Source organism: Aquaspirillum sp. (assembly GCF_055136605.1).
In genome coordinates, this window is the sequence record NZ_JBSQVP010000002.1 from 26,356 (window position 1) to 51,967 (window position 25,612).

The following is a 25,612-nucleotide window of genomic DNA, read 5'->3' on the forward strand; positions in this document are numbered from 1 at the left end:
AAAGCCGAGATTTTGTTAATTTTGTAATTCTGCTCTGTCGCGGAAATGTGCCAGTGCCTCAGGATTGGCCAGCGCCCCCAAATTGTGTACCGGTTCGTTGTGAATGACATTTTTTACTGCCAATTCAACGATTTTGCCGCTGATGGTTTTTGGAATATCAACCACCTGCAGAATCTTGGCTGGCACATGGCGTGGGCTGGCACCCTCACGAATTTGCTGTTTAATCCGTTGGCTGATGCTGTCGTCCAGTGCAATGCCCTCTCGCAATTTAACAAACAACACCACCCGTTCATCGCCATCCCAGCGTTGGCCGCAGGCCAAGGACTCTAACACTTCGTGGACTTGTTCGACTTGGCGATAAATTTCTGCTGTGCCGATACGGACACCACCCGGATTTAGCACTGCATCTGAACGGCCATAAATAATCATGCCATCGTGTTCGGTTAATTCAGCAAAGTCGCCATGACACCAAATATTGGCGAAACGGCCAAAATAGGCGCTGCGATATTTTTCGCCGGTGGGGTCATTCCAAAACGCGACGGGCATCGAAGGGAAAGGCTTGGTGCACACCAACTCGCCTTTTTCTTGCCGCACCGGTTGTCCTTGTTCATTAAAAATATCGACCGCCATCCCCAAACCACGGCATTGCAATTCGCCGCGATAAACCGGCAAATTGGCACAACCGAGGGCAAAGCACGACACAATATCGGTGCCACCAGAGATTGAGGCCAAATTGAGATCGGCTTTAATGTCGCGATAGACATAATCAAAGCCTTCAGCCACCAGTGGCGAACCGGTAGAGAAAATGGCGCGTAAAGCACTTAAATCGTGGGTTTGTGCGGGTTTTAAGCCCATTTTGGCCGCCGCATCAAGGTATTTCGCCGAGGTGCCGAAGTGGGTGCAATGTTCGGCTTGTGCGTAATCCCACAGCACATTACCACCTGCGGCAAACGGCGAACCATCGTATAACAATAGCGTGGCATCCGAAGCCAAACCCGACACCAACCAGTTCCACATCATCCAACCGCAGGTTGTGAAGTAAAACAGGCGGTCGCCTTCCCGCACATCAGCATGCAGTTGATGTTCTTTGACATGCTGTAATAGCGTGCCGCCGGCACCGTGGACAATACATTTTGGCTTGCCGGTGGTGCCGCTAGAAAACAGGATGTAGAGTGGGTGATTAAACGGCAAGCGGACAAACTCAATCTCACCTGCCGGATACGGGGCAAGGAAGTCATCCCAATTTTGCGCCCGTTCATCGCTGAAACCTGCCAGCGTGCCGTCATGGATATATGGCACGGTGACAATGCGGCTGACGGTTGGTAAACCGGCGGCAATCGCACTGACTTTGCTGGCAATATCAATTTTCTTGCCGTTATACCAATATCCATCTGGCACAAACCACACTTTGGGCTCGACCTGACCAAAACGATCAAGGGCACCATCCACCCCAAAATCAGGCGAACAAGACGACCAAATCGCCCCGATGGCACTGCTGGCCAACATGGCAATCAAGGTGGCTGGCATGTTCGGCATCATCCCCGCAACGCGGTCGCCGACACCCACCCCTTGCGCCCGTAAGGCTTGGGCCAATCGCGAAACGGCTGCATACAGTTCGGCATAACTCAACTGGGTTTTGCACTGATCTTCACCCCAGAAAACCAAGGCCTGCCGTTCATCACGCCGCCGCAAGAGGTTCTCGGCAAAATTCAATTTGGCTTGGGGAAACCATTCCGCGCCGGGCATGGCCGTGGGTTGCCGTAAGCGCTCGCTGCCCATGTTCCCTATTATGCCAGTGAATTGCCAGACCTCTTGCCAAAAGGCTTCGCTGTCTTCGACACTCCAGCGGTGTAGGGCTTGGTAGTCAGCAAACTCACGCCGAGTGTGGCGGATAAATGCTGACAAACGAGTGGATTGAATATGTTCTGCGCTTGGCTGCCATAACGGGGCGGACATAGTAGGTTTCTCCTCCAATGAATCCTGCAATAGGGATTCGTCTCTTTTATTGTGTCTTGCGTTTTGCTAATAGCGCTTGGCTAACTTTGCTGGCTGGGGCGCGTTCGAGGGCTTGGCTGATAAAGGCGGTGGCATCTAATAAGCGTGTCAAATCAATCCCTGTTTCAACACCGAGCCCTTGGAACAACCACACCACATCTTCGGTCGCGACATTGCCCGAGGCGCCCTTGGCATAGGGACAGCCGCCCAAACCCGCAATCGAACTGTCAAATACGCGTACACCCATTTGATAGGCGGTGTAAATATTGGCAATCGCCATGCCGTAGGTGTCGTGGAAATGCCCCGCCAGTTTATCGGCAGGGATATGATCTAACACCGCATCTAACATCCGCGCCACATTAGCCGGATTGCCGCTGCCGATTGTGTCGCCGAGCGAAATTTCATAACAGCCCATGTCCAATAGCCGCTGGGCCACTTGTGCCACTTGGCTGGGGGCAATCTCACCTTCATACGGACAGCCGACCACACAAGAAACATAGCCGCGTACCCGAATGCCGGCTTGTTGGGCGCTGTGCATGATGGGTGAGAAGCGATCAAGGCTCTCACTGATTGAGCAGTTGATATTTTTTTGGCTGAACGATTCACTGGCAGCGGCAAATACCGCGACTTCCTTCACCTCGGCGGCAAGTGCTTGTTCAAAGCCATATTGATTGGGGGTTAAGACTGGGTAGTTGATATTGCCATGTAAATCGAGTGCGGCTAACACCTCGTTGGTATCAGCCATTTGCGGTACCCACTTAGGCGAGACAAAACTGCCTGCTTCGATGGTATCGACACCGGCGGCGGCGAGGCGGCGAATCAGCTCGATTTTGACCTCGGTACTGATGCGCTGTTTTTCATTTTGTAAGCCATCGCGTGGCCCGACTTCGACAATTCTGACTCGCATAGTGAGTGGCTCCTGAAGGGAGGGTTAATCCGCCATAAAATCGACGAGGTCGTCGCCATCACCGACTTGATCGCCGGCGGCAAAATAGAACTCTTGTACCACACCATCTGCTGGCGCAGAAATCGTGTGTTCCATCTTCATGGCTTCCAAAATCATCAACGGGCTGCCTTTTTCAACGCGGCTACCTACTTCGGCCAGCAAGGCCACCACGCGCCCGGGCATTGGCGCTTTTAAGTGGGTATCACCATGGACCCCTGCGGCATTGACTGCAAAGGGATTGTGGCGATTGACCGCGACGCGACGGGTGGCGCTGAACAAAACCCGCTGTGCCCCCTGTGCAAATACATCGACTTGGCGGCGATGACCGTTCAACGTGGCAATCAGGCGCGCCCCTTGACGTTCGGCGCTTAATTCAAAACGCTGTTGGTCAACAATGACACAAAATTGCCCGTTTTGTTGGCTGATTTGTACTGTCCAATGGCGATCAGCATCTTCAAGATCATCAAAACGCAGGCTGCGTTGTGCCACGCTATTGAGGCGCCAGCTGGCACGGCGGCTGTCGGGGTTGTCAGCTAACACTTCTGCGACAGCTAACAAGGCCAATTCTTCGGCACTGATCGCTGGTGGCGGGGTCAGCAAGGTATCTTGATAACGTGCAATCAGGCCGGTGTCTAAATCGGCAGTAGCAAACGCATGGTGGGTCACCAAACGATGTAAGAACGGCAAGTTAGTGGTTAAACCCACCACTTGGTATTCACTCAGCGCCCGTTCCATCCGCGCCAAAGCGGTCTCGCGGTTTTCATCCCATACAATCAACTTGGCAATCATCGGATCGTAAAACGGGGTGATGGTGTCGCCTTCGACCACGCCGGTATCGACCCGTACATACGCCGATTCTGCCGGTGGGCGCAGGGTGTGTAAGGTACCGGTGGCAGGTAAAAAGCCTTTATAAGGGTCTTCAGCATAGACCCGCGCTTCGATTGCATGGCCGTGAATCACCAGCTCTGCTTGCTGTTTTGGTAAGGTTTCCCCTGCTGCGACCCGCAATTGCCATTCCACTAAATCGAGCCCAGTGATCATTTCGGTCACCGGATGTTCGACTTGCAGCCGAGTGTTCATTTCCATGAAATAGAAACGGTCATCGGTGGTATCGACAATAAATTCCACCGTACCGGCACCGACATAGTTCACGGCGCGTGCGGCCGCACAGGCGGCTTCACCCATGTCGCGGCGGCGTGCCTCGCCCATATTCGGGGCAGGGGCTTCCTCTAATACTTTTTGATGACGACGTTGCACCGAGCAATCGCGTTCAAACAGATAAACGGTGTTGCCGTGAGTATCGGCAAACACTTGAATTTCGATGTGGCGCGGTTTTTGTAGGTATTTTTCCACCAACACATGGTCACTACCAAAGCTGGCACGTGCTTCACGTTGGCACGATTCGAGGGCGGCGATAAAGTCTTCTGACTTTTCAACAATCCGCATCCCCTTACCACCACCGCCGGCACTGGCCTTAATCAGCACCGGATAGCCCATTTGGTCGGCTTGTTGCCGCAGAAAATCGGGGGCTTGTTCATCGCCGTGATAACCGGGGACCAGTGGCACACCGGCGGCTTCCATCAGTTTTTTGGCTTCTGATTTTGAACCCATTGCCGCAATTGCTGACACGGGTGGGCCAATAAAGACAATGCCTTCACGGGCACATGCTTCGGCAAAACCTTCATTTTCCGAGAGGAAACCATAACCGGGATGAACGGCTTGTGCACCGGTGCGTTTGGCGACTTCGACAATACGCTCGGCTTGTAAATAGCTTTCAGCCGCTGGCGCACCGCCAATATGCACGGCTTCATCCGCAAGCCGCACGAAAAACGCATCGCGGTCGGCATCAGAATACACGGCAACGGTGCGGATCCCCATGCGGCGTGCTGTTTTAATGACACGGCAAGCAATCTCACCACGGTTCGCAATTAAAATTTTTGTGAACATAACTGACAGTTCCTTACGCTAACCAAGCGGCAGGGCGCTTTTCAAAAAATGCGCTTAAGCCTTCACGGGCTTCTGCGGTGGCGCGAATCGCCGCAATACGTTGCGCGGTATCTTCTAACAAGTTGTCATCGAAGGGATGGCCTTGGCGCAAACCTTCTAACAAATCTTTGGCCGCATGTTGTGCCGCTGGGCCGCCTTTGAGCAGTTCTGCACACACGGTTTGTAAACGGCTGTCGAGTGCCTCGGCCACCACGGTTTCATGGACTAAACCAATACGCATGGCGGTGGCAGCATCCATTCTTTCGGCAGACAAGAAATAGCGTCTGGCTTGTCGCCAGCCAATTGCATCTGCGACATACGGGCCAATCGTGGCGGGAATCAAACCGAGACGGACTTCAGACAGGGAAAAAACCGCTGCATCAGAGGCAATCGCGATATCGCACACGGCAGTTAAACCTGTGCCGCCACCAAAGGCTGCACCATGCACCCGCGCCACAGTCGGTTTTGGACAACGGTAGATGGTCTTCAACATGGCGGCTAATTTGTCGGCATCGGCTCGATTTTGCTCGATGGTGTAGCCAGCGGCGCGTTTCATCCAGTCCAAATCCGCCCCAGCAGAAAAACTTTTGCCACGGCCTGCCAACACGATGACACGTACACTGTCATCCTGTCCCAGTTGGCTAAACGCTTGTGTCAGTTCGCTAATCAGCGTTTCGTTAAAAGCATTGTGAAAGGCTGGCCGGTTCATCCAAACCGTCGCGATGGCATCGTCTTGGGTGATTTCGAGTGTTTCAAATGACATGATCGCCCTCGCTTACATACGGAAGACACCGAAGGGTGTCGGTTCAACCGGTGCGTTTAACGCCGCTTGTAGTGCCAACGCTAACACTTCTCGTGTTTGTGCTGGGTCGATCACGCCGTCATCCCACAAACGCGCACTGGCATAGTAAGGATGGCCTTGCCGTTCATATTGTTCGCGCACCGGGGCTTTGAGTTTTTCTTCATCTTCTGCTGTAAACGCATCACCCAATTGCTCACGCTTGACCTGTGCTAACACCCCAGCGGCTTGTTCACCACCCATCACCGAGATGCGTGAATTTGGCCACATCCACAAGAAGCGTGGGCTGTAAGCGCGGCCACACATGCCGTAGTTGCCTGCGCCAAACGAACCGCCAATCAACACGGTGAATTTGGGGACTTTGGCACAGGCCACTGCTGTAACCAGTTTCGCGCCATCTTTGGCAATGCCGCCGTTTTCGTATTTTTTCCCGACCATAAAGCCGGTGATATTTTGTAAAAACACTAAGGGAATACCGCGTTGGCAGCACAGTTCGACAAAGTGGGCGCCTTTTAACGCTGATTCGGAGAACAAAATACCGTTGTTGGCGATAATGCCGACTGGCCAGCCATCAATTCGTGCAAAACCGGTGACTAAGGTGGTGCCGTAGTTTTGTTTGAATTCATCAAAGGCCGAATCATCGACAAGGCGGGCAATAATTTCACGCACATCAAACGGTTTTTTGGCATCGGCTGGAATCACGCCGTAGATTTCTTCGCTGGCGTAGCGTGGGGGCAAGCTGGCGCTGCGGGTGAGGTCGTCGGCGCGGCGGTGGTTAAGATTGGCCACCACTTGTCGTGCAATCGCCAAAGCATGGGCATCATTTTCTGCCAGATGATCGGCCACGCCCGAAATACGGGTATGGACATCGGCACCGCCTAATTCTTCTGCAGTGACCACTTCACCCGTGGCAGCGCGTACCAGCGGTGGGCCACCCAAGAAAATGGTACCTTGATTACGGACGATAATGGTTTCGTCACTCATCGCTGGGACATACGCCCCACCGGCCGTACACGACCCCATCACCACCGCAATTTGTGGAATGCCCATCGCACTCATATTGGCTTGGTTATAAAAAATGCGTCCGAAATGGTCGCGGTCTGGAAAGACCTCATCTTGCAGCGGGAGGAAGGCGCCGCCAGAATCGACCAAGTAAACGCATGGAAGCCGGTTTTCACGAGCAATGTCTTGTGCTCGCAAGTGTTTTTTCACCGTCATCGGGTAGTAAGTTCCCCCTTTGACGGTAGGGTCGTTGGCGACGATCATGCAATCGACGCCAGACACTCGCCCTATGCCGGTGATGACCCCTGCGCCGGGCGCTTGGTCGTCATACATCCCGAAGGCAGCCAGTTGCGACAGTTCTAAAAAGGGCGCACCAGCATCTAACAACAGATCGATCCGTTCCCGTGGCAATAATTTGCCGCGTGCAAGGTGTTTGGCACGTGGGCCTTCACCGCCGCCGAGAGCATTTTTTGCGACTTTTTCACGCAAATCGGCCACGATGCTGCGCATTTTTTCCGCGTTGAGCTGAAAGTCAGCCGAGCGTGGATTGAGTTTTGATTCGAGGATAGGCATGGGGGAGTGTCCTTCAAACAATCAACGCAATTCGGCCATCAATTCGCGGCCAATCAACCAGCGGCGGATTTCTGAAGTTCCTGCCCCGATTTCATACAATTTGGCATCGCGCAACAGGCGGCCAGTGGCGTATTCATTGATGTAGCCATTGCCCCCCAGACATTGGATGGCATCCAACGCCATTTGCGTGGCTTTTTCTGCGGCATACAAGATGGCACCGGCAGCGTCTTTACGTACTTGACGACCTTGATGGCCGGCATCCAACGCTTGACCAACGGCATAGACATAAGCACGGCTGGCGGAAAGGGTGACGTACATATCGGCTAATTTGCCTTGCATCAGTTGGAAGTCACCGATGGATTGACCAAACTGGGTACGCTCATTGAGGTAAGGCAACACAATGTCCATGCACGATTGCATAATGCCCAATGGGCCAGCCGCTAAGACGGCACGTTCAAAGTCAAGACCAGACATCAATACATTGACACCCTTGCCGACTTCGCCCAACACGTTTTCTTCTGGTACTTCCACATCATCAAAGAACAGCGGATAGGTGTTTGAACCGCGCATCCCTAATTTGTCGAGCTTGCTGCCGGCGCTAAAACCTTTCATGCCTTTTTCGATGATGAAGGCGGTGATACCGCGTGGACCAGCATTAACATCGGTTTTGGCGTAGACCACTAAGGTGTCGGCATCGCCACCGTTGGTAATCCACATCTTGGCGCCGTTGAGCACATAGCGATCGCCTTTTTTATCCGCACGCAATTTCATCGACACCACATCCGAGCCTGCATTAGGTTCGGACATCGCTAAAGCACCGATATGTTCACCTGAAATCAGTTTGGGCAGATATTTGGCTTTTTGTGCGGCATTGCCGTTACGTTTGATTTGGTTGACACATAAATTCGAGTGCGCGCCGTACGACAATGCGACAGAGGCCGAAGCACGGGACAGTTCTTCCATCGCAATCATGTGCGCCAGATACCCCATGTTGGCACCGCCGTATTCTTCATCGACGGTAATCCCCAACAATCCCATATCACCAAATTTTTTCCACAAATCTTCTGGGAACACATTGTCGTGATCGATGGCAGCGGCACGGGGTGCCACTTCGTTTTGTGCAAACTGGCGCACGCTGTCGCGCAACATATCTAAGTCTTCACCCAAATCAAATGGCAGGCTAATCATGATGGGTCTCCTCCGAGAGTCCGATGTAAGAATGGTTGTGTAAGCGAGACTTTAAGTTACGTTGACGTAAGCGTCAATATGCAAGCTTCAACAAAATGACCTCTATCGCCTTTACGCCGTGTCGCTTTGCCCCTCGTTTTGCGTGGTGGCGGTGGTCAATACTTGGCGGCAATGGGCTTCGAGTTTTTCGATTTCATCGAGGATGATTTCAATATCGTGCTTTTGCTGTTCGAGCTGGCGGCGGCGGATAGATAACGAGGCCAATAATTTTAGCGATTGACTGGCTTCATCCGGTTTTGAACCATATAAATCAATAATTTCACGAATCTCGTTGATGGATAGGCCAAGTCGCTTACCGCGTAAAATCAGCTTTAAGCGCACTCGATCACGCCGCGAAAAAATACGTTGGCGGCCCTCACGAATCGGGGTGATAAGGCCTTGCTCCTCGTAAAAACGGAGGGTCCGCAGGGTAATGCCGAATTCATCGGCCAGTTCGGTGATGGTGTAGGTTTTTTCCATGATCGGTGGGCGGGCTCTTGTTTAATGGGGTAAGTTTACGTTAACGTAATGGTAAGCGAAATGCGCTAGCATTCAATGGCTTTTTTTGCTGAGGCATCACAATACAGGAGACACCATGCCTTTACCTAGCTATGTCCACGGTGCAAGCGATCAATCTTTAATTGGTGAATCGTTAGCAACCTATTTCCCAAAAATCTGCCAACAATTTGCTGATCGTCCGGCCTTGATTGTGCGGCATCAGAACATTCGTTGGACGTATGCCGATTTATTCGAGCAAGTTGAACGTATGGCATGTGGTTTACGACGGTTGGGCTTGCAAGCCGGTGATCGGATAGGGATTTGGTCACAAAACAATGTTGAGTGGGTGTTAACACAATTTGCCACCGCCTATGCGGGGCTGGTGATGGTGAATATCAACCCAGCGTATCGCCGTTCCGAAGTGGAATACGCGCTGAATAAGGTGGGTTGTCGGGCTTTGATTGTGTCGCCACAGTTTAAGAGCAGCGATTATTTAGAGATGTTGTACGACTTAGCGCCGGAATGGAAAAACGCTACCCCGGGTCAGCTCAAAGCACAGCGTTTGCCCAATTTGGAAATCGTGATTCGCCTTGGCGAAGGCCAAAGCCGTGGTTTGTTGAATTTTGTCAGCCTCTTGGCTGAGCCCACTGCCGAAGAACGGGCGGCACTGCGCGAACAAGCAGCACTGCTGCAATTTGATGATCCAATCAATATCCAGTTTACGTCCGGCACCACTGGCCAGCCGAAAGGCGCCACGTTATCGCACCACAATATTTTAAATAACGGCTTTTTTGTCGGTGAAGCGATGCGTTTAACCGAACAAGATCGCTTATGTATTCCTGTGCCGTTGTATCACTGCTTTGGCATGGTATTGGGCAATTTAGCGTGTATTACCCACGGTGCAGCGATGGTATTCCCATCTGAAGCCTTTGATGCCCAAGCGGTTTTAGAAACGGTTGAAGCAGAGCAATGCACCGCCTTGCACGGTGTGCCGACCATGTTTATTGCGGTGCTCGACCATCCTGAATTTGAGGAATACCAACTTTCTACCCTTCGCACGGGGATTATGGCCGGTAGCCCATGCCCGATTGAAGTGATGAAACGGGTGGTGGCGGAAATGAATATGGCAGAAGTGACCATTGCCTATGGTATGACCGAAACCAGCCCCGTCAGCTTCCAAAGCCTAACCCACACCAGCCTAGAAAAACGGGTTACCACTGTCGGGCAGGTGCATCCGCATGTTGAGGTGAAAATTGTCGATAACGCTGGACGGATTGTGCCTCGCGGTAGCACCGGCGAATTGCTCACCCGAGGGTATTCGGTGATGTTGGGTTATTGGGGTGATGAAACCAAAACAGCGGAAGCGATTGATGCCGCTGGTTGGATGCACACTGGGGATTTAGCGGTATTAGACGATGAGGGATACTGCAATATTGTTGGTCGGGTGAAAGATATGGTGATTCGTGGTGGCGAAAATCTTTATCCACGTGAGATTGAAGAATTTTTATATCGCCATCCCAAAATCCAAGATGTGCAAGTGATTGGTGTGCCGGATCAGAAATATGGCGAGGAGTTGTGCGCTTGGATTAAGTTAAAAGAGGGGCAAACTGCTACAGAAGAAGACATCCGTGAATTTTGTCGCGGTCAAATTGCTCACTACAAAATCCCGCGCTATATCGAGTTTGTGCAAGCATTCCCGATGACGATTACTGGCAAGATTCAGAAATTCGTCATGCGCGATCAGATGAAAGAAAAACTTGGCTTGCAAGAAGCCACCACAGCTTAAATTAAGTCAATGAGGCCATCGCATCGTATGGCCTCATTGTTTTAGGCTAGCACTTTCCCCGGATTGAAAATTCCATGCGGGTCAAATACCGCTTTAATCCCACGCATCAGGGCAATTTCCGCCTTACTACGGCTGATGTGAAGATAGTCGCGCTTAAGCAGACCTACCCCATGTTCGGCTGACATACTGCCGTTAAAACGTGCCAGCAGGGCGAAGACCAGTTCATTGACGCGCTCACATGCCACACGGAAACGGTCGATCTCCCATGCTTCTGGGCGCAGGATGTTGATGTGTAAATTCCCATCGCCAATATGACCAAACCACACCACTTCAAAATCAGGATATTGTTCGGCTAACAAGGCATCCAGCTCGGCGACAAAAGCCGGTACTTGCGACACTTTCACTGCAATATCATTTTTATACGGAGTACGAGGGGTGATGGATTCGCTGATGTCTTCGCGTAAGCGCCATAAATCACGGGCTTGGCTATCGGATTGGGCTAACACACCATCAACCACTACGCCCTGTTCAAGCAGTTGTTCAAACACAGCTAATGCGGCTTCGTCCTCATCATGAGCATGTTCATACTCAAAAATCACATAGTAAGGTGCGCTACCCTCGAACGGACGCCGGACATGGCCACGGGCAAGGACATGGCCCATTGCTGCTTCAGAGAAAAACTCAAACGCGGTTAAGGGCAAGGCTGCACGGACAGCGGCAAAGACCGTCATGATGTCGCTTAATTCGGGGATTGCCAGCACCATCACAGCTAGAGGGGCCGGTGGTTGGGTGAGACGTAAGGTAACGGCGGTGATGAGCCCTAAGGTGCCTTCCGAGCCGACAAATACATGGCGTAGGTCGTAGCCGGTATTGTTTTTGACCAAACCTTGATTGAGCTGTAACACTTCACCGTTGCCGGTGACACATTCAATCCCGGCAACCCAATCACGGAACATGCCCCAACGCAATACCTTAATCCCTCCAGCATTGGTGGCCACGTTGCCGCCGACTTGACTCGACCCACGCGAGGCAAAATCAACTGGAAAATATAAACCCTGCTCCGTCGCGAAGTTTTGTAAAGCTTCGGTAATCATGCCGGCTTCGACTGTGACTGTGCGGTCAATCGGGTTGAAATCACGCATGCGGTTCATGCGATCAAACGACACCACGACCTCGCCTTGGGTGGCACATGCCCCACCAGACAAACCGGTTCTGCCACCAGAGGGAACGAGGGCAATGTTTTCTGTTGCTGCCAGTTTCACTAAAGCGGCAACTTCCTCGGTGCTGGTTGGAAAAACAACCGCACTGGCATGGGGTTCGGTGTAACGTGTCCAATCACGGCCATAACGCTGTAGGCTATCATCATCGGTAGCGATGCGCGCTGCAGGAATGGCGGTGGCCAAACGTTCAGCAAGCGAATGCGAAGTTGTCATATCGGATTTTCCTTACGGTCTTATTGCAGAACTGAGATTCTATGAGGATAATAGTTGAGAATATTACTCGGATATTGACCTGGAGAAAACACCATGCCGCGTTACTCGTTGGACAAAGACAAAATTAAAATCTTGTTGTTGGAAGGTGTACACCAAACCGCCTTGGATGCCTTTGCTGCTGATGGCTACACCAATATCGAGTACCACAAAAAATCATTAGGCGAGGCACAGCTGTTAGAGGCCATTCGCGATGCCCATTTTGTCGGTATTCGTTCGCGTACCCACCTCACCGAAGCGGTGTTTGCCGAGGCAAAAAAATTGGTGGCGGTAGGGTGTTTTTGCATTGGCACCAATCAGGTGGATCTTGCTGCGGCACAACGACGCGGCATCCCCGTTTTTAATGCCCCTTTCTCGAATACCCGTTCGGTGGCAGAGCTGGTGTTAGCCGAAATCATTATGTTGATGCGTGGCATTCCACATAAAAACGCTTTGTGCCATAGCGGTGGTTGGACAAAATCGGCCGAGGGTTCTTACGAAGTACGTGGAAAAACCTTAGGTATTATTGGTTATGGCCATATCGGAACCCAAATCGGCATTCTGGCCGAAGGGGTGGGGATGAAGGTGGTTTTTGCCGATATCGAAACCAAACTGCCGTTGGGCAATGCGCGTCAGGCGAGTTTGGATGAGGTATTGGCTGAGAGCGATGTGGTGACCTTGCATGTGCCAGAGACACCAGAAACTCAAAACATGATTGCCGCCACAGAGTTGGCCAAAATGAAAGCAGGTGCTCACCTCATCAATGCTTCGCGTGGTACGGTGGTCGATATTCCTGCATTGGCAGAAGCCTTACAACAAGGTCATTTGGGAGGGGCGGCGATTGATGTCTTCCCGGTCGAGCCGAAGGGTAATGATGATGAGTTTGTCTCGCCGTTGCGTGGCCTCAGCAATGTGATCCTGACCCCACATATTGGTGGTTCGACGCTCGAAGCACAGGCCAACATTGGGGCAGAAGTGGCAGCAAAACTGCTCAAATACTCCAATAATGGATCCACTGTCACGGCGGTGAACTTCCCCGAGGTGTCTTTGCCGGCGCATGGTGGCAAGAAACGCCTGCTACATATCCATGAAAATCGCCCCGGGATGCTGGCGCGGATTAACGAAGCGCTGTCAACCACGGGTGTCAATATTGCCGCTCAATATCTACAGACCCGCGACAATATCGGTTATGTGGTGATTGATACTGACAGCGAGGCTCCGGACGCCGCTTTGGCCACCCTTGCCGCGTTAGACGGCACCTTACGCAGTCGAGTGTTGTACTGATTATTTTTCTGGTATTGAGCAAGTGGTGTTATTGAAAACCTGCGCCACATGTTGCATTTGCCAATCAAAATAGGGATTAAACGTGAGGCGGGCGTGTGCTTTATCTGCCTCACGATACCCCCAGTCGGAATACCATACCTCTGCACCTTGCTCACATTGCTGTTGTTGTGATGGCGCTTGGCCATTGTGACAAAGCCGGACTTTGCCCTGTCGCCCATACACCCAATTCTGTGGTGAAAACATAACGCTCATGTGGGAAAACTGACTGATACGTTGTTCTGGTAAGCGGTCTGGTTGGAAATAGAGCTGGGGGGACTGCCACTTGTTTGCGGTCTCGGGTCTGCCATACCACAGTAAGCGACTGCACGAATGTGGAAAATACTGTTGAAAGTGTTTGGCTAAGAATTCGACATCTACCACGGAATCATGTTCTGCCACCACCATCACCACTGGCTGGCGATAAGCTTGTGCCGCCAGTGCACGTCGTACCGCTCGGCTGCTGTGGTAATACTGCGCAAAACCATTGGTTGGGGTGTTGAAATAGCGCACAGGATTGCGTTGTGGTCGGTCTGGACTTGGCTCGCGTAACCACGGTTTGAAGGGCGCCACCCAAGGGGTGAGCCAATCATAGGCATTGCTGGATTTAAACGCGGGTGATAACAACAATAAACCGGCCGTGTGATGCCGTTGCAGTGCTTCGAGCACCACCAAATTCGCCCCTGTTGAAAAGCCACCAAGATAAACCTGTTCGACTTCGCGTTGTAGCTGCTCAGTCTGTTGTTTGACGACCTGTTGCCAATCAGCAAACCGTACCGTTAACAGATCCTCGACCTTGGTACCGTGTCCCGGTAATAAAACAGTACGCACTAAAAAGCCCTGTGCGGCTAATTGCTGACCGATATCATGGAACGAAAAAGGCGAGTCACCTAAACCGTGAACCAATAAAATACCTCGGCTTGGTTGGTTTGTTGTAGCAGGCCGCCATTCTTGTGGGCTATTGGCCTCGATTTCAAACCGTTGACCAAAACGACCATCAAATTGGCGTTGTTGCGCGATATGTTGCTGTGTGATGTGGCGATATTGCTTAAAGGGGGTGGCTTGGCTGGTGGGGACTGTTTCGAGGCTATGGCAAGCACTCAGGCTCAATAAGGCTGATAAGCAAATAACGGAAGGGAGAAAACGCATGGTTCATCAACGCAAAAAAAGCACTATTGTGCCTTAAAATCTTTGCTTGATGATGGATAAAACAAGATTGGCGGAGTGGACGGGGCTCGAACCCGCGACCCCCGGCGTGACAGGCCGGTATTCTGACCAACTGAACTACCACTCCGTTTTGAATTCTGGTGGGCGGTACTGGACTCGAACCAGTGACCTCTGCCGTGTGAAGGCAGCGCTCTACCAACTGAGACTAACCGCCCAAACGATAGACAATACAAAGGTGCTTTGGCGGAGCGGACGGGACTCGAACCCGCGACCCCCGGCGTGACAGGCCGGTATTCTAACCAACTGAACTACCGCTCCAAAGCGTTGGCGGAGTGGACGGGGCTCGAACCCGCGACCCCCGGCGTGACAGGCCGGTATTCTAACCAACTGAACTACCACTCCGCAGTGGTGGGTGGTAACGGATTCGAACCGCTGACCCTCTCCTTGTAAGGGAGACGCTCTACCAACTGAGCTAACCACCCGTCGCTGTTTGCTTGTCGCTGCAGCGAAGAACTGCATTTAATCATGGATGGGTTTTGAGCGCAAGCATTTTTTAGCAGAAAACCGCTGGGAAATGTACGTCCATAGCCTAATTTTTTGATTTTTCAAGAAAAAAACTTTTAAAAAATTTTGCTTATCGCTGGGCTTGTTCTTTATTACTTGAGCCGTTGGCTCTAAGCGCATGAAGATAGATGGCTACACCTGACTGATATTGCATGTTATGTTGCTACTTTCAAACGGTCGTTTGGAGCTCTGATGAAGCCAACTATTCACTTTTCACACGCCAATGGCTTTCCTGCCGGTTGCTATCACGCTTTATTTGCCGCTTTGAGGCCTGAATTCGACATTGGATTTCTGGATCGTATTGGTCACAACCCACACTATCCAATTACTGATGGATGGCCGCATCTGGTGGCTGAGACGATTCATACTATTGAACAGACTTATCAGCAGCCGGTGATTGGTGTCGGCCACTCGTTGGGTGGCTATTTGACACTGATGGCGGCTTTACAACGTCCTGACTTGTTTTCGAAAGTGGTGATTGTAGATTCACCGTTGATGCCACCGTGGCGTGGCCGCAGTTTATGGTTGGCGAAGAAACTAGGCTGGATAGATAAATTAACGCCCGGACGTTACACCTTAAACCGGCGTGATTATTGGCCCTCGGTGGACGAGGCGCAGCGATTTTTTGCCAGTAAGTCGGTGTTTGCGAAGTTTCATCCACAAGTGTTACGCGATTATGCTTGTTATGGCACTGAGGAACATCAACAAGGCCGGCGCTTGTTCTTTCGGCCACAGGTGGAATATCAAATTTATCGTACTTTGCCACATGCGCTATACCGTGAGCGGAACCGATTGACGATACCTGGCCTCTTTATTGCTGCTAAAGGATCGAATGTGGTGAAGCCGTATTTCTTGCCTTGGCTACAACATAAGTTTGGTCTTGACATTGCTCAAGTGGAAGGCAGTCATCTGTTTCCTCTCGAAGACCCTGACCTTGCTGCGCAAGTATTGAAAAATTGGCTAAGCTAAGTTGAAGGTGTTTTGTTGTGGTGACATAGAAGTTTTTGTCATTTTTTAATATCTATTATTTCTTAGGAATATCTCTAATGTTACCCGTGCCGAATAAAAAATACCTTGCCCTTTGCACGATATGCAATAGGCTTGTTGTTAATATCAATTCTGTGTGATTACTAGGGAATTCTTGCGCTGCAGCATAGAAATTGCCAAATTTTTGGTAAACATCTCGCCGTTCTTGCATTAGAATTCCGTTTCTTTTTTATATTTTATGCCGATGCCGCCAATATAAAAATATACAAAAAATTTCAAATGAAATCATTTTTGGCTGGCATCTTGGTTGGATTGGGGGATAGTATGGACAATTTTTGGCGTTTCTACGAAACAATAGAAAAAACGTTTTGGAATTCATTAAGCCGAAAATTATGTAGTTTTTTCTTTATTAGTTTATTTCAGTTGGTTTTTCTATTTTTAGTCTATGTTGGCTTTGCAGATATCAATCGCACTTTGGCTCAGGCACAGCTGGAAGCGAGTGTGGCTGCTGAGGTGCACGAAAAATTTCGTGTTCTCTTATGGCAGCTATGGTTGGTTTGGGGCGGTTCCTTAGTATTTATTGGCTTTATGGTGTGGTATCTGCGCTATCTTATTGTGCGACCACTCAAACTGATTATCAGCATCTTCAATGATATTGGCCAAGGTGAGGGTGACCTGTCGCGTAATATTCCGGTGATGACTTACGATGAAATTCGTGAGTTATCTGAATCGTACAACCGCTTTTTAGCTAAGATGCGGCAAATTATCAGCAATGTACGTCTGATGGCGGTGCGGATTGCGATGGAGTCGGCCCGTTCTTTCAAGAACGTTGATGAATCATTAGCCAGTGCCAAAGAGCAATCTTCGTTAGCAGAGCAGGTGCGGGTGGCCAGTGATGAAACCACACAAGGCATTAACCAAGTCACCGACCAGACTCACCATATCTCGGAATCGACCTTACTGAATTTGGAACTGGCACGAACTTCTCATCGTGAATTGGTGGACGTGTCATCGCGTATTACGCTGATTAGCGAAAAAGTAGGGCATTTTAATACCACGGTTGAGGGGTTAAACGAGCGTTCGGCCAGTATCAAAAATATCATCGACCTGATTAAAGCGATTTCTGAGCAAACCAATTTATTAGCTTTAAACGCAGCGATTGAAGCCGCACGGGCTGGTGAGTCGGGACGGGGGTTTGCGGTGGTGGCTGATGAGGTGCGTAAGCTCGCCGAACGGGTGAAAGTGGCGACAGAAGACATCTCTGGCAATATCGATGCCATGCTTGGCTTGGTGAGTAATACATTGACTGAAACGGCGGTGATCACCAGTGATACACAAATTGCTACTCAAGCAGTGGATAAGGCATCGCAGCATTTTGAAGGTATGGTACGTGATTTTGGTGCCACAGCTGAAAATCTAAGCCACATTGCGCTGACGATGGAGCAATTTGCGGAAAGCAATCAGCAGGTGAATAAAAATGTGTCGAAGATCTACCAACTGAGCGACACCGTTAGCCAAAAATTACATAAATCCGAGGCCGTATCGCGCAGCCTGTCGGCTGCAAGTGAGCAGGTGCAAGAGTTGGTCAGTCGTTTTGTAGTCGGCGAAGGGGAGTTTGACCGCACGATTAACCGTGCGCGGCGCTATCGCGATCAATTGCAACAGCTACTGCATGAATTCAGTAGCAAAAAACAGCTTAATTTGTTTGATCAAAATTATCGTTTAGTCGCTAACACCAATCCGAAAAAGTACCATGTCAGTTATGACCAACAAGTGGAGTCGCTATTACAGCCGGTGTATGACCAGTTAGTGAATGAAACGTTAGGCGGGCGTTTTGCCCTATTGGTGGACAACAAAGGCTATGCGCCCACGCATAATAGCTTTTACTCACATCCCCTGACGGGTGACCCACGGGCAGATCTGGTTCATAGCCGTGATAAACGCATCTTTAACGATCCAACAGGGTTAAAGTCAGCGCAAAATACCCAACCGTTCCTGCTGCAGACGTATATCCGTGATACGGGTGAAATTTTGTCGGAGATTGCATTGCCGATTTACTTGAATGGCAAACATTGGGGGGCGTTGCGGTTAGGCTTTGATGCTAATCAGATGTTGGAGCACCATCAGGTATGATTTTTTGGGCAGTCGTTTGACGACTGCCAGAAATAGATAAAACAAAAGCCAGCGTGATGTACGCTGGCTTTTTCTATTCGATGGTCGGAGTGAAAGGATTCGAACCTTCGACCCCCTGCACCCCATGCAGGTGCGCTACCAGGCTGCGCCACACTCCGACCGAAAGAGAAGCGCATTATAATGCTTAACCGTCCGTTTGCCAAGAGAGCGAATTGGCTTGCGGTCTTTGATCAAATCAAGTGGTTGGCAATAAGGTCGTGAGGTGCGTCATTGTGAAGAGACAGATGCGGTGAATGATGGTCTTTTTCTCCGTACTATTTGCGGAGAAAGACTTGCTTATGCGGAGATTGAAGCTGATAATCTCCGCATGGATAGCGGAGATTACAAATACATTTGGCAGGCCAGTGATTGGCCTAACTGGCGCTTCGATCTTGCTGCGCTGGCTGGCCTTATGGCGGATGTGAGTCGTGCCCAAGGGCTTTTAATAGGGCGTTTGGCTGATATAGGGATGTCTCTATGCGATCAGGCAAGTTTGGCCATCCTTACCGAGGATGTAGTCAAAACCAGCGAGATTGAAGGGGAGCGACTCAATGTTGAATCGGTGCGTTCAAGTATCGCCCGCCGATTGGGTGTCGATATCGGTGCTTTAGCCCCAGTCGATCGGCATGTTGAAGGTGTGGTTGAAATGGTACTGGATGCAACTGCCAACTGTCATGCATCGGTGTCACAGGAACGTTTATTTTCATGGCATGCCGCATTGTTTCCTACTGGCTATTCTGGTCTTTCCAAAATCACAGTCGGTGGTTGGCGTGATGATGCCAATGGTCCAATGCAGGTTGTATCGGGCTCTATCGGCCGTCAGCGAGTGCATTTCGAGGCACCACCGGCTGAGCGATTAGACACAGAACTCTGTCAATTTCTTGACTGGCTCAATGGTCCCTCAAAGGAACCTCCGCTGATTAAAGCGGGACTGGGTCATCTGTGGTTTGTCACCCTGCATCCGTTTGAAGACGGTAATGGACGGATTGCACGTGCTATCGGTGACTTGCTATTGGCACGTGCTGATGGCAGCTCACGACGCTTTTATAGTTTGTCGGCACAAATCCAACGTGAACGTAAGGCATATTATGACATCTTGGAGCGGACACAGAAGCGGTCGATGGATGTAACCGAGTGGCTTGCTTGGTTTTTGAATACGCTTCATGATGCTGTCGATCAGGCTCAGCAGACACTTAATACGGTGCTGAGTAAAGCACGGTTCTGGCAATGCTGGGCGACCACACCAATGAATCAGCGACAAATCAAGGTATTGAACAAACTACTGGATGGCTTCGAAGGTAAATTGACGAGCAGCAAGTGGGCCTCTATCGCTAGATGTTCGCCGGATACCGCGTTGCGTGACATTAACGATTTGCTTGCGCGGGGTGTGTTACAAAAAACAGATGCAGGTGGGCGTAGTACGGGGTATGTGCTTAATCCTGTTAAAGCTGAAAGCGCCCGCTACTAGAGGCCTTGAGGTGTTGTTGTCCGCCTCAAACGGCAAGCAGGTGTTGTTTGGTTTGTTGGATATAGTTGATGCGGGCAGCATCGACTTGTTGGCTGATTTGCTTTGGGTTGCTGCATTGTTGAGCAATTGCACCAGCATCGACACTACGGGCTGCTGCGAGTAAGCGAGTGAGATAGGCTGCTTGTGGGTAGGCTTGCTCAGTGAAACCAAGGCGGCCTTGACTATCGGCCTCGCACGCATGTAACAGTTCAAGAAAACGCTGAGGACGGCGCAGGGCATCACAACTGCGGAACAGTTTTAACACTGTCTCTGCCCGCAGTTCCTTCGCTCGGTGAACGTGTGTGTGATATTCGCAGGTCAATAAGGCTAATTCACGGCATTCTGCTGGCACATTCAATCGTTGGCACAACTCAGTGGTGGGGCGTATCCCTCGGGCCTCGTGTCCTTCGTGGCGGGGTAGCTGGCTGGGGGGGGTGAGCCCTTTGCCGAGGTCGTGACACAGTGCAGCAAATCGTGTTGCCAGCGAGCGTTGTTGCTGTGCCGCGACATCAATCACCATCATGGTGTGAATCCCCGTATCAATTTCAGGGTGGTAGTCTGCGCGTTGTGGCACACCAAATAAGCGATCCACTTCGGGCAAGATACGCGCTAAAGCACCGCATTGCCGTAATACTTCGAACATCACCGAAGGTTTAGGTTCTTGTAAACCACGAGCGATTTCTTGCCACACACGTTCAGGTACCAAAGCATCGACTTCACCTGCTTGCACCATCTTTTGCATTAAATCTAAGGTTTCGGGGGCAACATGAAAGCCAAAGCGTGCGGCAAAGCGCGCTACCCGCAAAATACGGACAGGATCTTCTGCAAAAGCAGGGCTGACATGACGCAAACACCCAGCAGCTAAATCGGTTTGTCCACCATAGGGATCAATCACACTGCCGTCTGTCGCTTGTGCCATCGCATTGATTGTCAAATCGCGGCGTGCCAGATCTTGTTCTAGCGTCACTTCGGGACTGGCATGAAATTGAAAGCCATGGTAACCCGCTGCCGTTTTACGCTCGGTGCGAGCTAAGGCATATTCTTCATGCGTTCGTGGATGGAGAAAGACCGGAAAATCGCGCCCGACCGGTTGATAGCCTGCGGCAACCATTTCTGCTGCGTGGCTACCCACCACAACCCAATCACGATCACGAATAGGTAAACCTAATAATTGATCGCGAACTGCACCGCCCACCATATACACTTGCATCGAATATGCCTCGCCATTGCCCAATCAATTAACGGTGTGCACCGGCGCGGTAGGCGTCGAGCTGAGCTTGGCTGCTCAAGGGACCAAGATAGACAGGGGCAATCGCTTCTAATTTGGAAGGGGCAAAACCTAACAACTCGCTTGGGAAGCCGCTTTCGCTGACGTTATCACGTTCTAAAGAACGGACATTATCAAAACTCATCAACGGTTGACCTGGCACCATCTGTAAGACCATGGCTTGCAGCATTGCTACGCCAGTCGGAATTCCCACAACCAACCGAGGCCGTTCGATCAATTCACCAACATATTGCACCAGTTCTTTTAAGGTGTAGGTATCTGGACCAACCAATTCCAAGGTTTGGCCAATCGTCGCTGGACGGGCGAGGGCTTCGACAAAAGCGCGTGCCACATCTTGCACCCATACTGGCTGGAAGCGCGTGCTGGCGCCAGCCAATGGCAATACGGGGAAGGTGTTGAGCAAACATGCAAACATATTCAGGAAGTTGTCATCAGCACCAAACACTACCGAGGGGCGGAAAATCGTCCAATCTAGGCCCGAGTGTTGGATTAACGCTTCACCGGCTGCTTTAGTGTCTTGATAGTTCGACGGGCCATGCGGGTCGGCACCGAGGGCACTCATGTGCAACAGACGTTGGATACCATTGCGCTGACAGGCGGCAATTAAACGGCGTGGCACTTCAACATGGGCTTTTTCAAATTCATCACGGCTACCGTGCAAAATCCCAACCAAGTTAATCACTGCATCACAGCCTGCCAACAGATGATCTAATTCTTGTTCGTTAAAGATGTCGGTTTCGATCATCTGGGTGTTGGTCAACAGAATTAAGGCTTCTTTGCGACGCTCGCGACGACGGGTGGGGATGACCAATTCACGTTCTACGCTGGCTAAACGTGCTGCGATTTGTGTGCCCACAAAACCGCTGCCCCCAATGAGAGCGATTTTTTTATATTGCATACCATTTCCTTTTTTGCTGTTTTTCGACATGAAATGCACATTAACGTGCTGGAATAACGCCGAGACGATCTTTTAACCGCGTCGTATCCCCACCAAAACGCTGCGCATAATACACTGCATTGGCAAAAACTTTTTTCACATAATCGCGAGTTTCGTTAAAAGGGATGGTTTCCGCGTAGATTGCCCCTTCAAGGGCACGATCGGCTTGCCATTGTCTGGCGCGGCCGGGGCCGGCGTTATAGGCGGCAGTGGCGAGGACCGGATGGCCGCTCAACGTGTCTTGCACATGGCGCAAATACCATGTACCAAATTGAATATTGGTATCTACTTGATTCACCGAGAAATTGCTGACGCCGAGCTTGCTGCCCACCCATTTTGCGGTGGCGGGCATTAACTGCATTAAGCCGCTGGCACCCACGCCAGAGCGAGCGATATGCACAAAGCGGCTTTCTTGTCGCATCAAACCATACACCCATGCTTCATCAACATCGAACTCTTGGCTATAGCGGCGGGTAATCTCGCGATAAGGGGCGAGATAGCGCAAGTTGAAATCGTGCAATTCTTGTGTGCGGTCGGCACTAAAAATCGCCATTTCATAAAACCCTGCTTGTTGTGCGGCTTCGGCACTGGCCAAGAGCTGTTTGTCGTTGAGCCCACGCATGGCAAAGCGCCATTCTCGTTTGGCGTCTTCACGCAATTCTGGCCGAGCACTTTGGCGGGAAATCTCGAACAAACTCAGGGCACGAGTTTGACTGCCCTGTTGTCGCATCTCTTGAACTTCGCGAGAGGATGGGGTGTAGCGGCCCGATGGTGCGGTGACACTTTGGCCGAGCTCTTCGCGGGCTAATTGCCCATAGTAATGGTGTTGTTGGCTTAATCGCGCAAACAGTGGATTGGCTTCATGGCTGCGGCCACGCGCTTTCAAGGCGCGGGCTTTCCAATATACCCAATCTGCTTCTGCAGCGACCTCAGCTGGCATGGCATCAATCGTGCGTTGCACAGTGTCCCATTGTCCTTCACGCAATGCTGCGCGAACCCACCATTCCCACTGCTCACGATTGAGTTGTTTTTGATCGGCGCGTGCAAATTGTGCCAAAGCATCGACCATGCGTAATTTTTTGGCATTGATTAACGCTAACTGTCCCCAGCCATAACCGGCGGCTTCGCGGCTTAAACCCGCTTTTTCTAAGGCATTGAGCTGTAAAGCCGCTGTTTCTGGATTTTGTCGCGCTTGTTTTTGTACCGCGTAGAGTGCCAGTTCTCGCTGTGGGGCTTGGCTTAAATCGCCATCATAGCTAGGGCTATTCACCTGTTGGCTTGCCAGTGGGGTATTGCTGCGTTGGCTGATTTGGCGAGCGAGGTTGGGATTGTTGGCTGAAAATGCTAAACGCACCTGATACCACACATCGGCTTCAAGTAATTTACCCTGATTAAACAGCACATCGTGTAGGGCTTGACACCCTTCGGTGCTGGCGCGGCCACTAAACCATTGTTTGCGTGCTTGCTCCCACACTTGGCTATCGGCTTGGCCAAGTTGGGTTTTATTCAGTAGTTCGTAGCACACAATTTCGTTATCGCGTGCCACGGGCGCGAGTTTTTGGTATTCACGCTGAAACTCAGACCATTGTTCTTGTTTACCAAGTTGCTTGAGCCAATCGACTCGCAGACGCTCTGCGAGCACGGTGTTGTCGTAGCGGGTGAGAAATTGTTGTACCTCATTACCCGAGGTTTGCCCCAAGTTTTTACTCAGCCACCAATAACGTGGATAGGCTTGCAGTGGATGATCTTGTAATTCGCTTTCGGCTTGTATAAGACCGGAATAGTCGCTGTTTTTGACTGCATCACGAGCGGCGAGCAGGGCGGGGTTGGCATAGGTCAACGTTGGTAGCAGCCACAATGTGCCAATCACGAAGCGGGGGTAACTCATATAATGAACTCTTTTATCAGGATGCCATCAGCGATGGGCTTATTTTCGCCAAAAAGTCGGCGTTAATAAAATCAATAATGTAAAAATTTCCAAGCGGCCTAACACCATCGTCAATGAACAAATCCAAGTTTGGAAATCGTTTAAGCCTGAATAATTCGAAGCAGGGCCAACTTCACCTAAGCCTGGGCCGGCATTATTCATACAAGCGACAATGGCAGTAAAGGCGGTAATGTAGTCTAAGCCGCTGATCATCATAATAAAGCCAAGCAAGATGATGCTGGCGATATAGACAAAAACAAAGGCTAACACTGATAACACAATCTGATTCGGTAAAATTTTACCGTTGATTTTCAGGGGAACCACGGCATTCGGGTGTAATAAACGGGTGATTTCAGAGGTAGTCTGTTTAATCAACACCAAATTGCGCGCCATTTTAATCCCACTGCCGGTAGAGCCTGCACAGGCGGTAAAGCAGGACATGACTAAAATCCACATTGGCGCAAAGGTAGGCCAAGCGCCAAAGTCAGTGCTGGCAAAGCCACAGGCGGTGGCAATTGAAATCAGGTTAAAGCTGACATGACGCAGCGCGGTCATAAAGTCAAACACGCCGTGGTGGTGTAGATAATAACTGATCCCGACGATACTCACCGCCAACAACACCAACATCGATTTTGCTTCGGTATCACGAAAATAGACTCGAACCGAGCCTTCACGCCATGCGATGAAATGTAGGGCAAAATTCATGGCCGAGAGCACCATAAAGAATGAGATGACCATCTCAATCTCGACAGAATTATAAAAGCCAATGCTGGCGTCTTTGGTTGACGTACCGCCAAGGCTAATCGTGGTAAAAGCATGGCACACCGCATCAAATAGCGGCATGCCGACAATCCATAAGGCGAAGGTACAGAGGATGGTCAGGCCGGTATAGATAATCCACAGGCTTTTGGCTGTGCTGGCGATACGGGGGGCGAGTTTATTGTCTTTGATCAACCCTGGCATTTCGGCTTTATAGAGCTGCATCCCCCCGATACCCAACATCGGCAATACAGCGACTGCCAGCACAATAATCCCCATTCCACCCAACCAGCTTAGAAAATGGCGCCAGAAATTGATGGAGGGCGGTAGGTCGTCGAGTCCGGTTAAGGTGGTGGCACCGGTGGTGGTGAGGGTAGAGAGCGCTTCAAAACAGGCATCGGTAAAACTCATCCCCGGGAAATGCAGCATAAACGGCGTGGTCGCCGTGACCGCAAAGCCAAACCACATTAAGCACACCAAAATAAAGCCATCGCGGGCTTTGAGTTCTCGTTCATAACGGCGGGTGGCAGCCCATAAAAACAAACCGACAGCCAAACCAGCAAAGATAGACAGCAAAAATTCATCGAGCGTGCCATCGCGGTAGTACAGAGAAACCAAGGCCGGAAAAACAAACATGCACGAAAATAACATGATGAATTTCGACAGCACATGGGCGATGGGAAGAATTTTATGCATAGCTGGC

18 protein-coding genes and 6 tRNA genes are annotated in these 25,612 nt (G+C 50.8%); 5 read left to right on the top strand and 19 right to left on the bottom strand.

Going from position 1 to position 25,612, the window contains the following annotated elements:
- Positions 1-15 precede the first annotated feature (15 nt).
- The 7 genes from ACTBZS_RS00660 to ACTBZS_RS00690 form a co-directional block, all read right to left on the bottom strand.
- Positions 16-1,956 carry an acetoacetate--CoA ligase gene (locus ACTBZS_RS00660; protein WP_463042994.1) on the bottom strand — a complete coding sequence of 647 codons (1,941 nt, stop codon included), beginning with the start codon at positions 1,954-1,956 and terminating at the stop codon, positions 16-18.
- A gap of 46 nt (positions 1,957-2,002) precedes the next feature.
- Positions 2,003-2,902 carry a hydroxymethylglutaryl-CoA lyase gene (locus tag ACTBZS_RS00665; RefSeq protein WP_463042995.1) on the bottom strand — a complete coding sequence of 300 codons (900 nt, stop codon included), beginning with the start codon at positions 2,900-2,902 and terminating at the stop codon, positions 2,003-2,005.
- 24 nt (positions 2,903-2,926) lie between these two features.
- Positions 2,927-4,888, bottom strand: a complete 1,962-nt coding sequence (locus ACTBZS_RS00670) for an acetyl-CoA carboxylase biotin carboxylase subunit (protein WP_463042996.1) — start codon at positions 4,886-4,888, stop codon at positions 2,927-2,929.
- Between the two features lie 13 nt (positions 4,889-4,901).
- Positions 4,902-5,690: an enoyl-CoA hydratase/isomerase family protein gene (locus ACTBZS_RS00675; RefSeq protein WP_022652557.1), complete on the bottom strand. Its 789-nt coding sequence runs from the start codon at positions 5,688-5,690 to the stop codon at positions 4,902-4,904.
- 12 nt (positions 5,691-5,702) lie between these two features.
- Complete coding sequence (locus ACTBZS_RS00680; RefSeq protein ID WP_022652556.1) at positions 5,703-7,301, bottom strand: carboxyl transferase domain-containing protein; 1,599 nt, start codon at positions 7,299-7,301, stop codon at positions 5,703-5,705.
- A 21-nt stretch (positions 7,302-7,322) separates the two neighbouring features.
- Positions 7,323-8,492 (bottom strand): isovaleryl-CoA dehydrogenase, encoded by a 1,170-nt coding sequence (locus ACTBZS_RS00685; RefSeq protein ID WP_444541695.1) that lies wholly within the window; start codon positions 8,490-8,492, stop codon positions 7,323-7,325.
- Between the two features lie 108 nt (positions 8,493-8,600).
- Positions 8,601-9,008, bottom strand: coding sequence for a MerR family transcriptional regulator (locus tag ACTBZS_RS00690; RefSeq protein WP_463042997.1), 408 nt, complete (start codon positions 9,006-9,008; stop codon positions 8,601-8,603).
- 115 nt (positions 9,009-9,123) lie between these two features.
- Between ACTBZS_RS00690 and ACTBZS_RS00695 the strand changes: the two genes are divergently transcribed.
- Positions 9,124-10,812: an AMP-binding protein gene (locus ACTBZS_RS00695; protein WP_463042998.1), complete on the top strand. Its 1,689-nt coding sequence runs from the start codon at positions 9,124-9,126 to the stop codon at positions 10,810-10,812.
- 41 nt (positions 10,813-10,853) lie between these two features.
- On the opposite strand, the gene ACTBZS_RS00700 is transcribed toward ACTBZS_RS00695, so the two are convergent.
- A complete protein-coding gene (locus ACTBZS_RS00700; protein WP_463042999.1) occupies positions 10,854-12,245 on the bottom strand; it encodes an FAD-binding oxidoreductase in 1,392 nt (463 codons plus the stop codon).
- Positions 12,246-12,338: 93 nt separating this feature from the next.
- Here ACTBZS_RS00700 and serA point away from each other — a divergent pair, with 93 nt between their 5' ends.
- Positions 12,339-13,565, top strand: a complete 1,227-nt coding sequence (gene serA, locus ACTBZS_RS00705; protein WP_463043000.1) for a phosphoglycerate dehydrogenase — start codon at positions 12,339-12,341, stop codon at positions 13,563-13,565.
- On the opposite strand, the gene ACTBZS_RS00710 is transcribed toward serA, so the two are convergent.
- The 6 genes from ACTBZS_RS00710 to ACTBZS_RS00735 form a co-directional block, all read right to left on the bottom strand.
- The gene (locus tag ACTBZS_RS00710) at positions 13,566-14,750 is read right to left on the bottom strand and encodes an alpha/beta hydrolase (RefSeq protein ID WP_463043001.1); all 1,185 of its coding nucleotides are present in this window, start codon (positions 14,748-14,750) and stop codon (positions 13,566-13,568) included.
- Positions 14,751-14,818: 68 nt separating this feature from the next.
- Positions 14,819-14,895, bottom strand: a tRNA-Asp gene (locus tag ACTBZS_RS00715).
- 11 nt (positions 14,896-14,906) lie between these two features.
- A tRNA-Val gene (locus ACTBZS_RS00720) sits at positions 14,907-14,983 on the bottom strand.
- A gap of 26 nt (positions 14,984-15,009) precedes the next feature.
- A tRNA-Asp gene (locus ACTBZS_RS00725) sits at positions 15,010-15,086 on the bottom strand.
- 7 nt (positions 15,087-15,093) lie between these two features.
- Positions 15,094-15,170 (bottom strand) — tRNA-Asp (locus ACTBZS_RS00730).
- A gap of 4 nt (positions 15,171-15,174) precedes the next feature.
- Positions 15,175-15,250, bottom strand: a tRNA-Val gene (locus tag ACTBZS_RS00735).
- Between the two features lie 274 nt (positions 15,251-15,524).
- Between ACTBZS_RS00735 and ACTBZS_RS00740 the strand changes: the two genes are divergently transcribed.
- Both ACTBZS_RS00740 and ACTBZS_RS00745 read left to right on the top strand, forming a co-directional pair.
- Entirely contained in the window at positions 15,525-16,301 is a 777-nt protein-coding gene (locus ACTBZS_RS00740; protein WP_460429525.1) for an alpha/beta fold hydrolase, read from the top strand.
- Positions 16,302-16,598: 297 nt separating this feature from the next.
- Entirely contained in the window at positions 16,599-18,452 is a 1,854-nt protein-coding gene (locus tag ACTBZS_RS00745) for a methyl-accepting chemotaxis protein (protein ID WP_463043002.1), read from the top strand.
- Between the two features lie 81 nt (positions 18,453-18,533).
- On the opposite strand, the gene ACTBZS_RS00750 is transcribed toward ACTBZS_RS00745, so the two are convergent.
- Positions 18,534-18,610, bottom strand: a tRNA-Pro gene (locus tag ACTBZS_RS00750).
- Positions 18,611-18,819: 209 nt separating this feature from the next.
- Between ACTBZS_RS00750 and ACTBZS_RS00755 the strand changes: the two genes are divergently transcribed.
- The gene (locus tag ACTBZS_RS00755) at positions 18,820-19,959 is read left to right on the top strand and encodes a Fic family protein (protein ID WP_463043003.1); all 1,140 of its coding nucleotides are present in this window, start codon (positions 18,820-18,822) and stop codon (positions 19,957-19,959) included.
- A 25-nt stretch (positions 19,960-19,984) separates the two neighbouring features.
- Here ACTBZS_RS00755 and ACTBZS_RS00760 read toward each other — a convergent pair whose 3' ends face one another.
- The 4 genes from ACTBZS_RS00760 to ACTBZS_RS00775 are packed head-to-tail and all read right to left on the bottom strand — an operon-like array spanning position 19,985 to position 25,605.
- Positions 19,985-21,208, bottom strand: a complete 1,224-nt coding sequence (locus tag ACTBZS_RS00760; RefSeq protein WP_463043004.1) for a multifunctional CCA addition/repair protein — start codon at positions 21,206-21,208, stop codon at positions 19,985-19,987.
- A 28-nt stretch (positions 21,209-21,236) separates the two neighbouring features.
- A complete protein-coding gene (locus tag ACTBZS_RS00765; protein WP_463043005.1) occupies positions 21,237-22,184 on the bottom strand; it encodes a complex I NDUFA9 subunit family protein in 948 nt (315 codons plus the stop codon).
- A gap of 40 nt (positions 22,185-22,224) precedes the next feature.
- Positions 22,225-24,111 (bottom strand): lytic transglycosylase domain-containing protein, encoded by a 1,887-nt coding sequence (locus ACTBZS_RS00770; protein WP_463043006.1) that lies wholly within the window; start codon positions 24,109-24,111, stop codon positions 22,225-22,227.
- Positions 24,112-24,150: 39 nt separating this feature from the next.
- Positions 24,151-25,605, bottom strand: coding sequence for a TrkH family potassium uptake protein (locus ACTBZS_RS00775; RefSeq protein ID WP_460429530.1), 1,455 nt, complete (start codon positions 25,603-25,605; stop codon positions 24,151-24,153).
- Between the last annotated feature and the right edge of the window lie 7 nt (positions 25,606-25,612).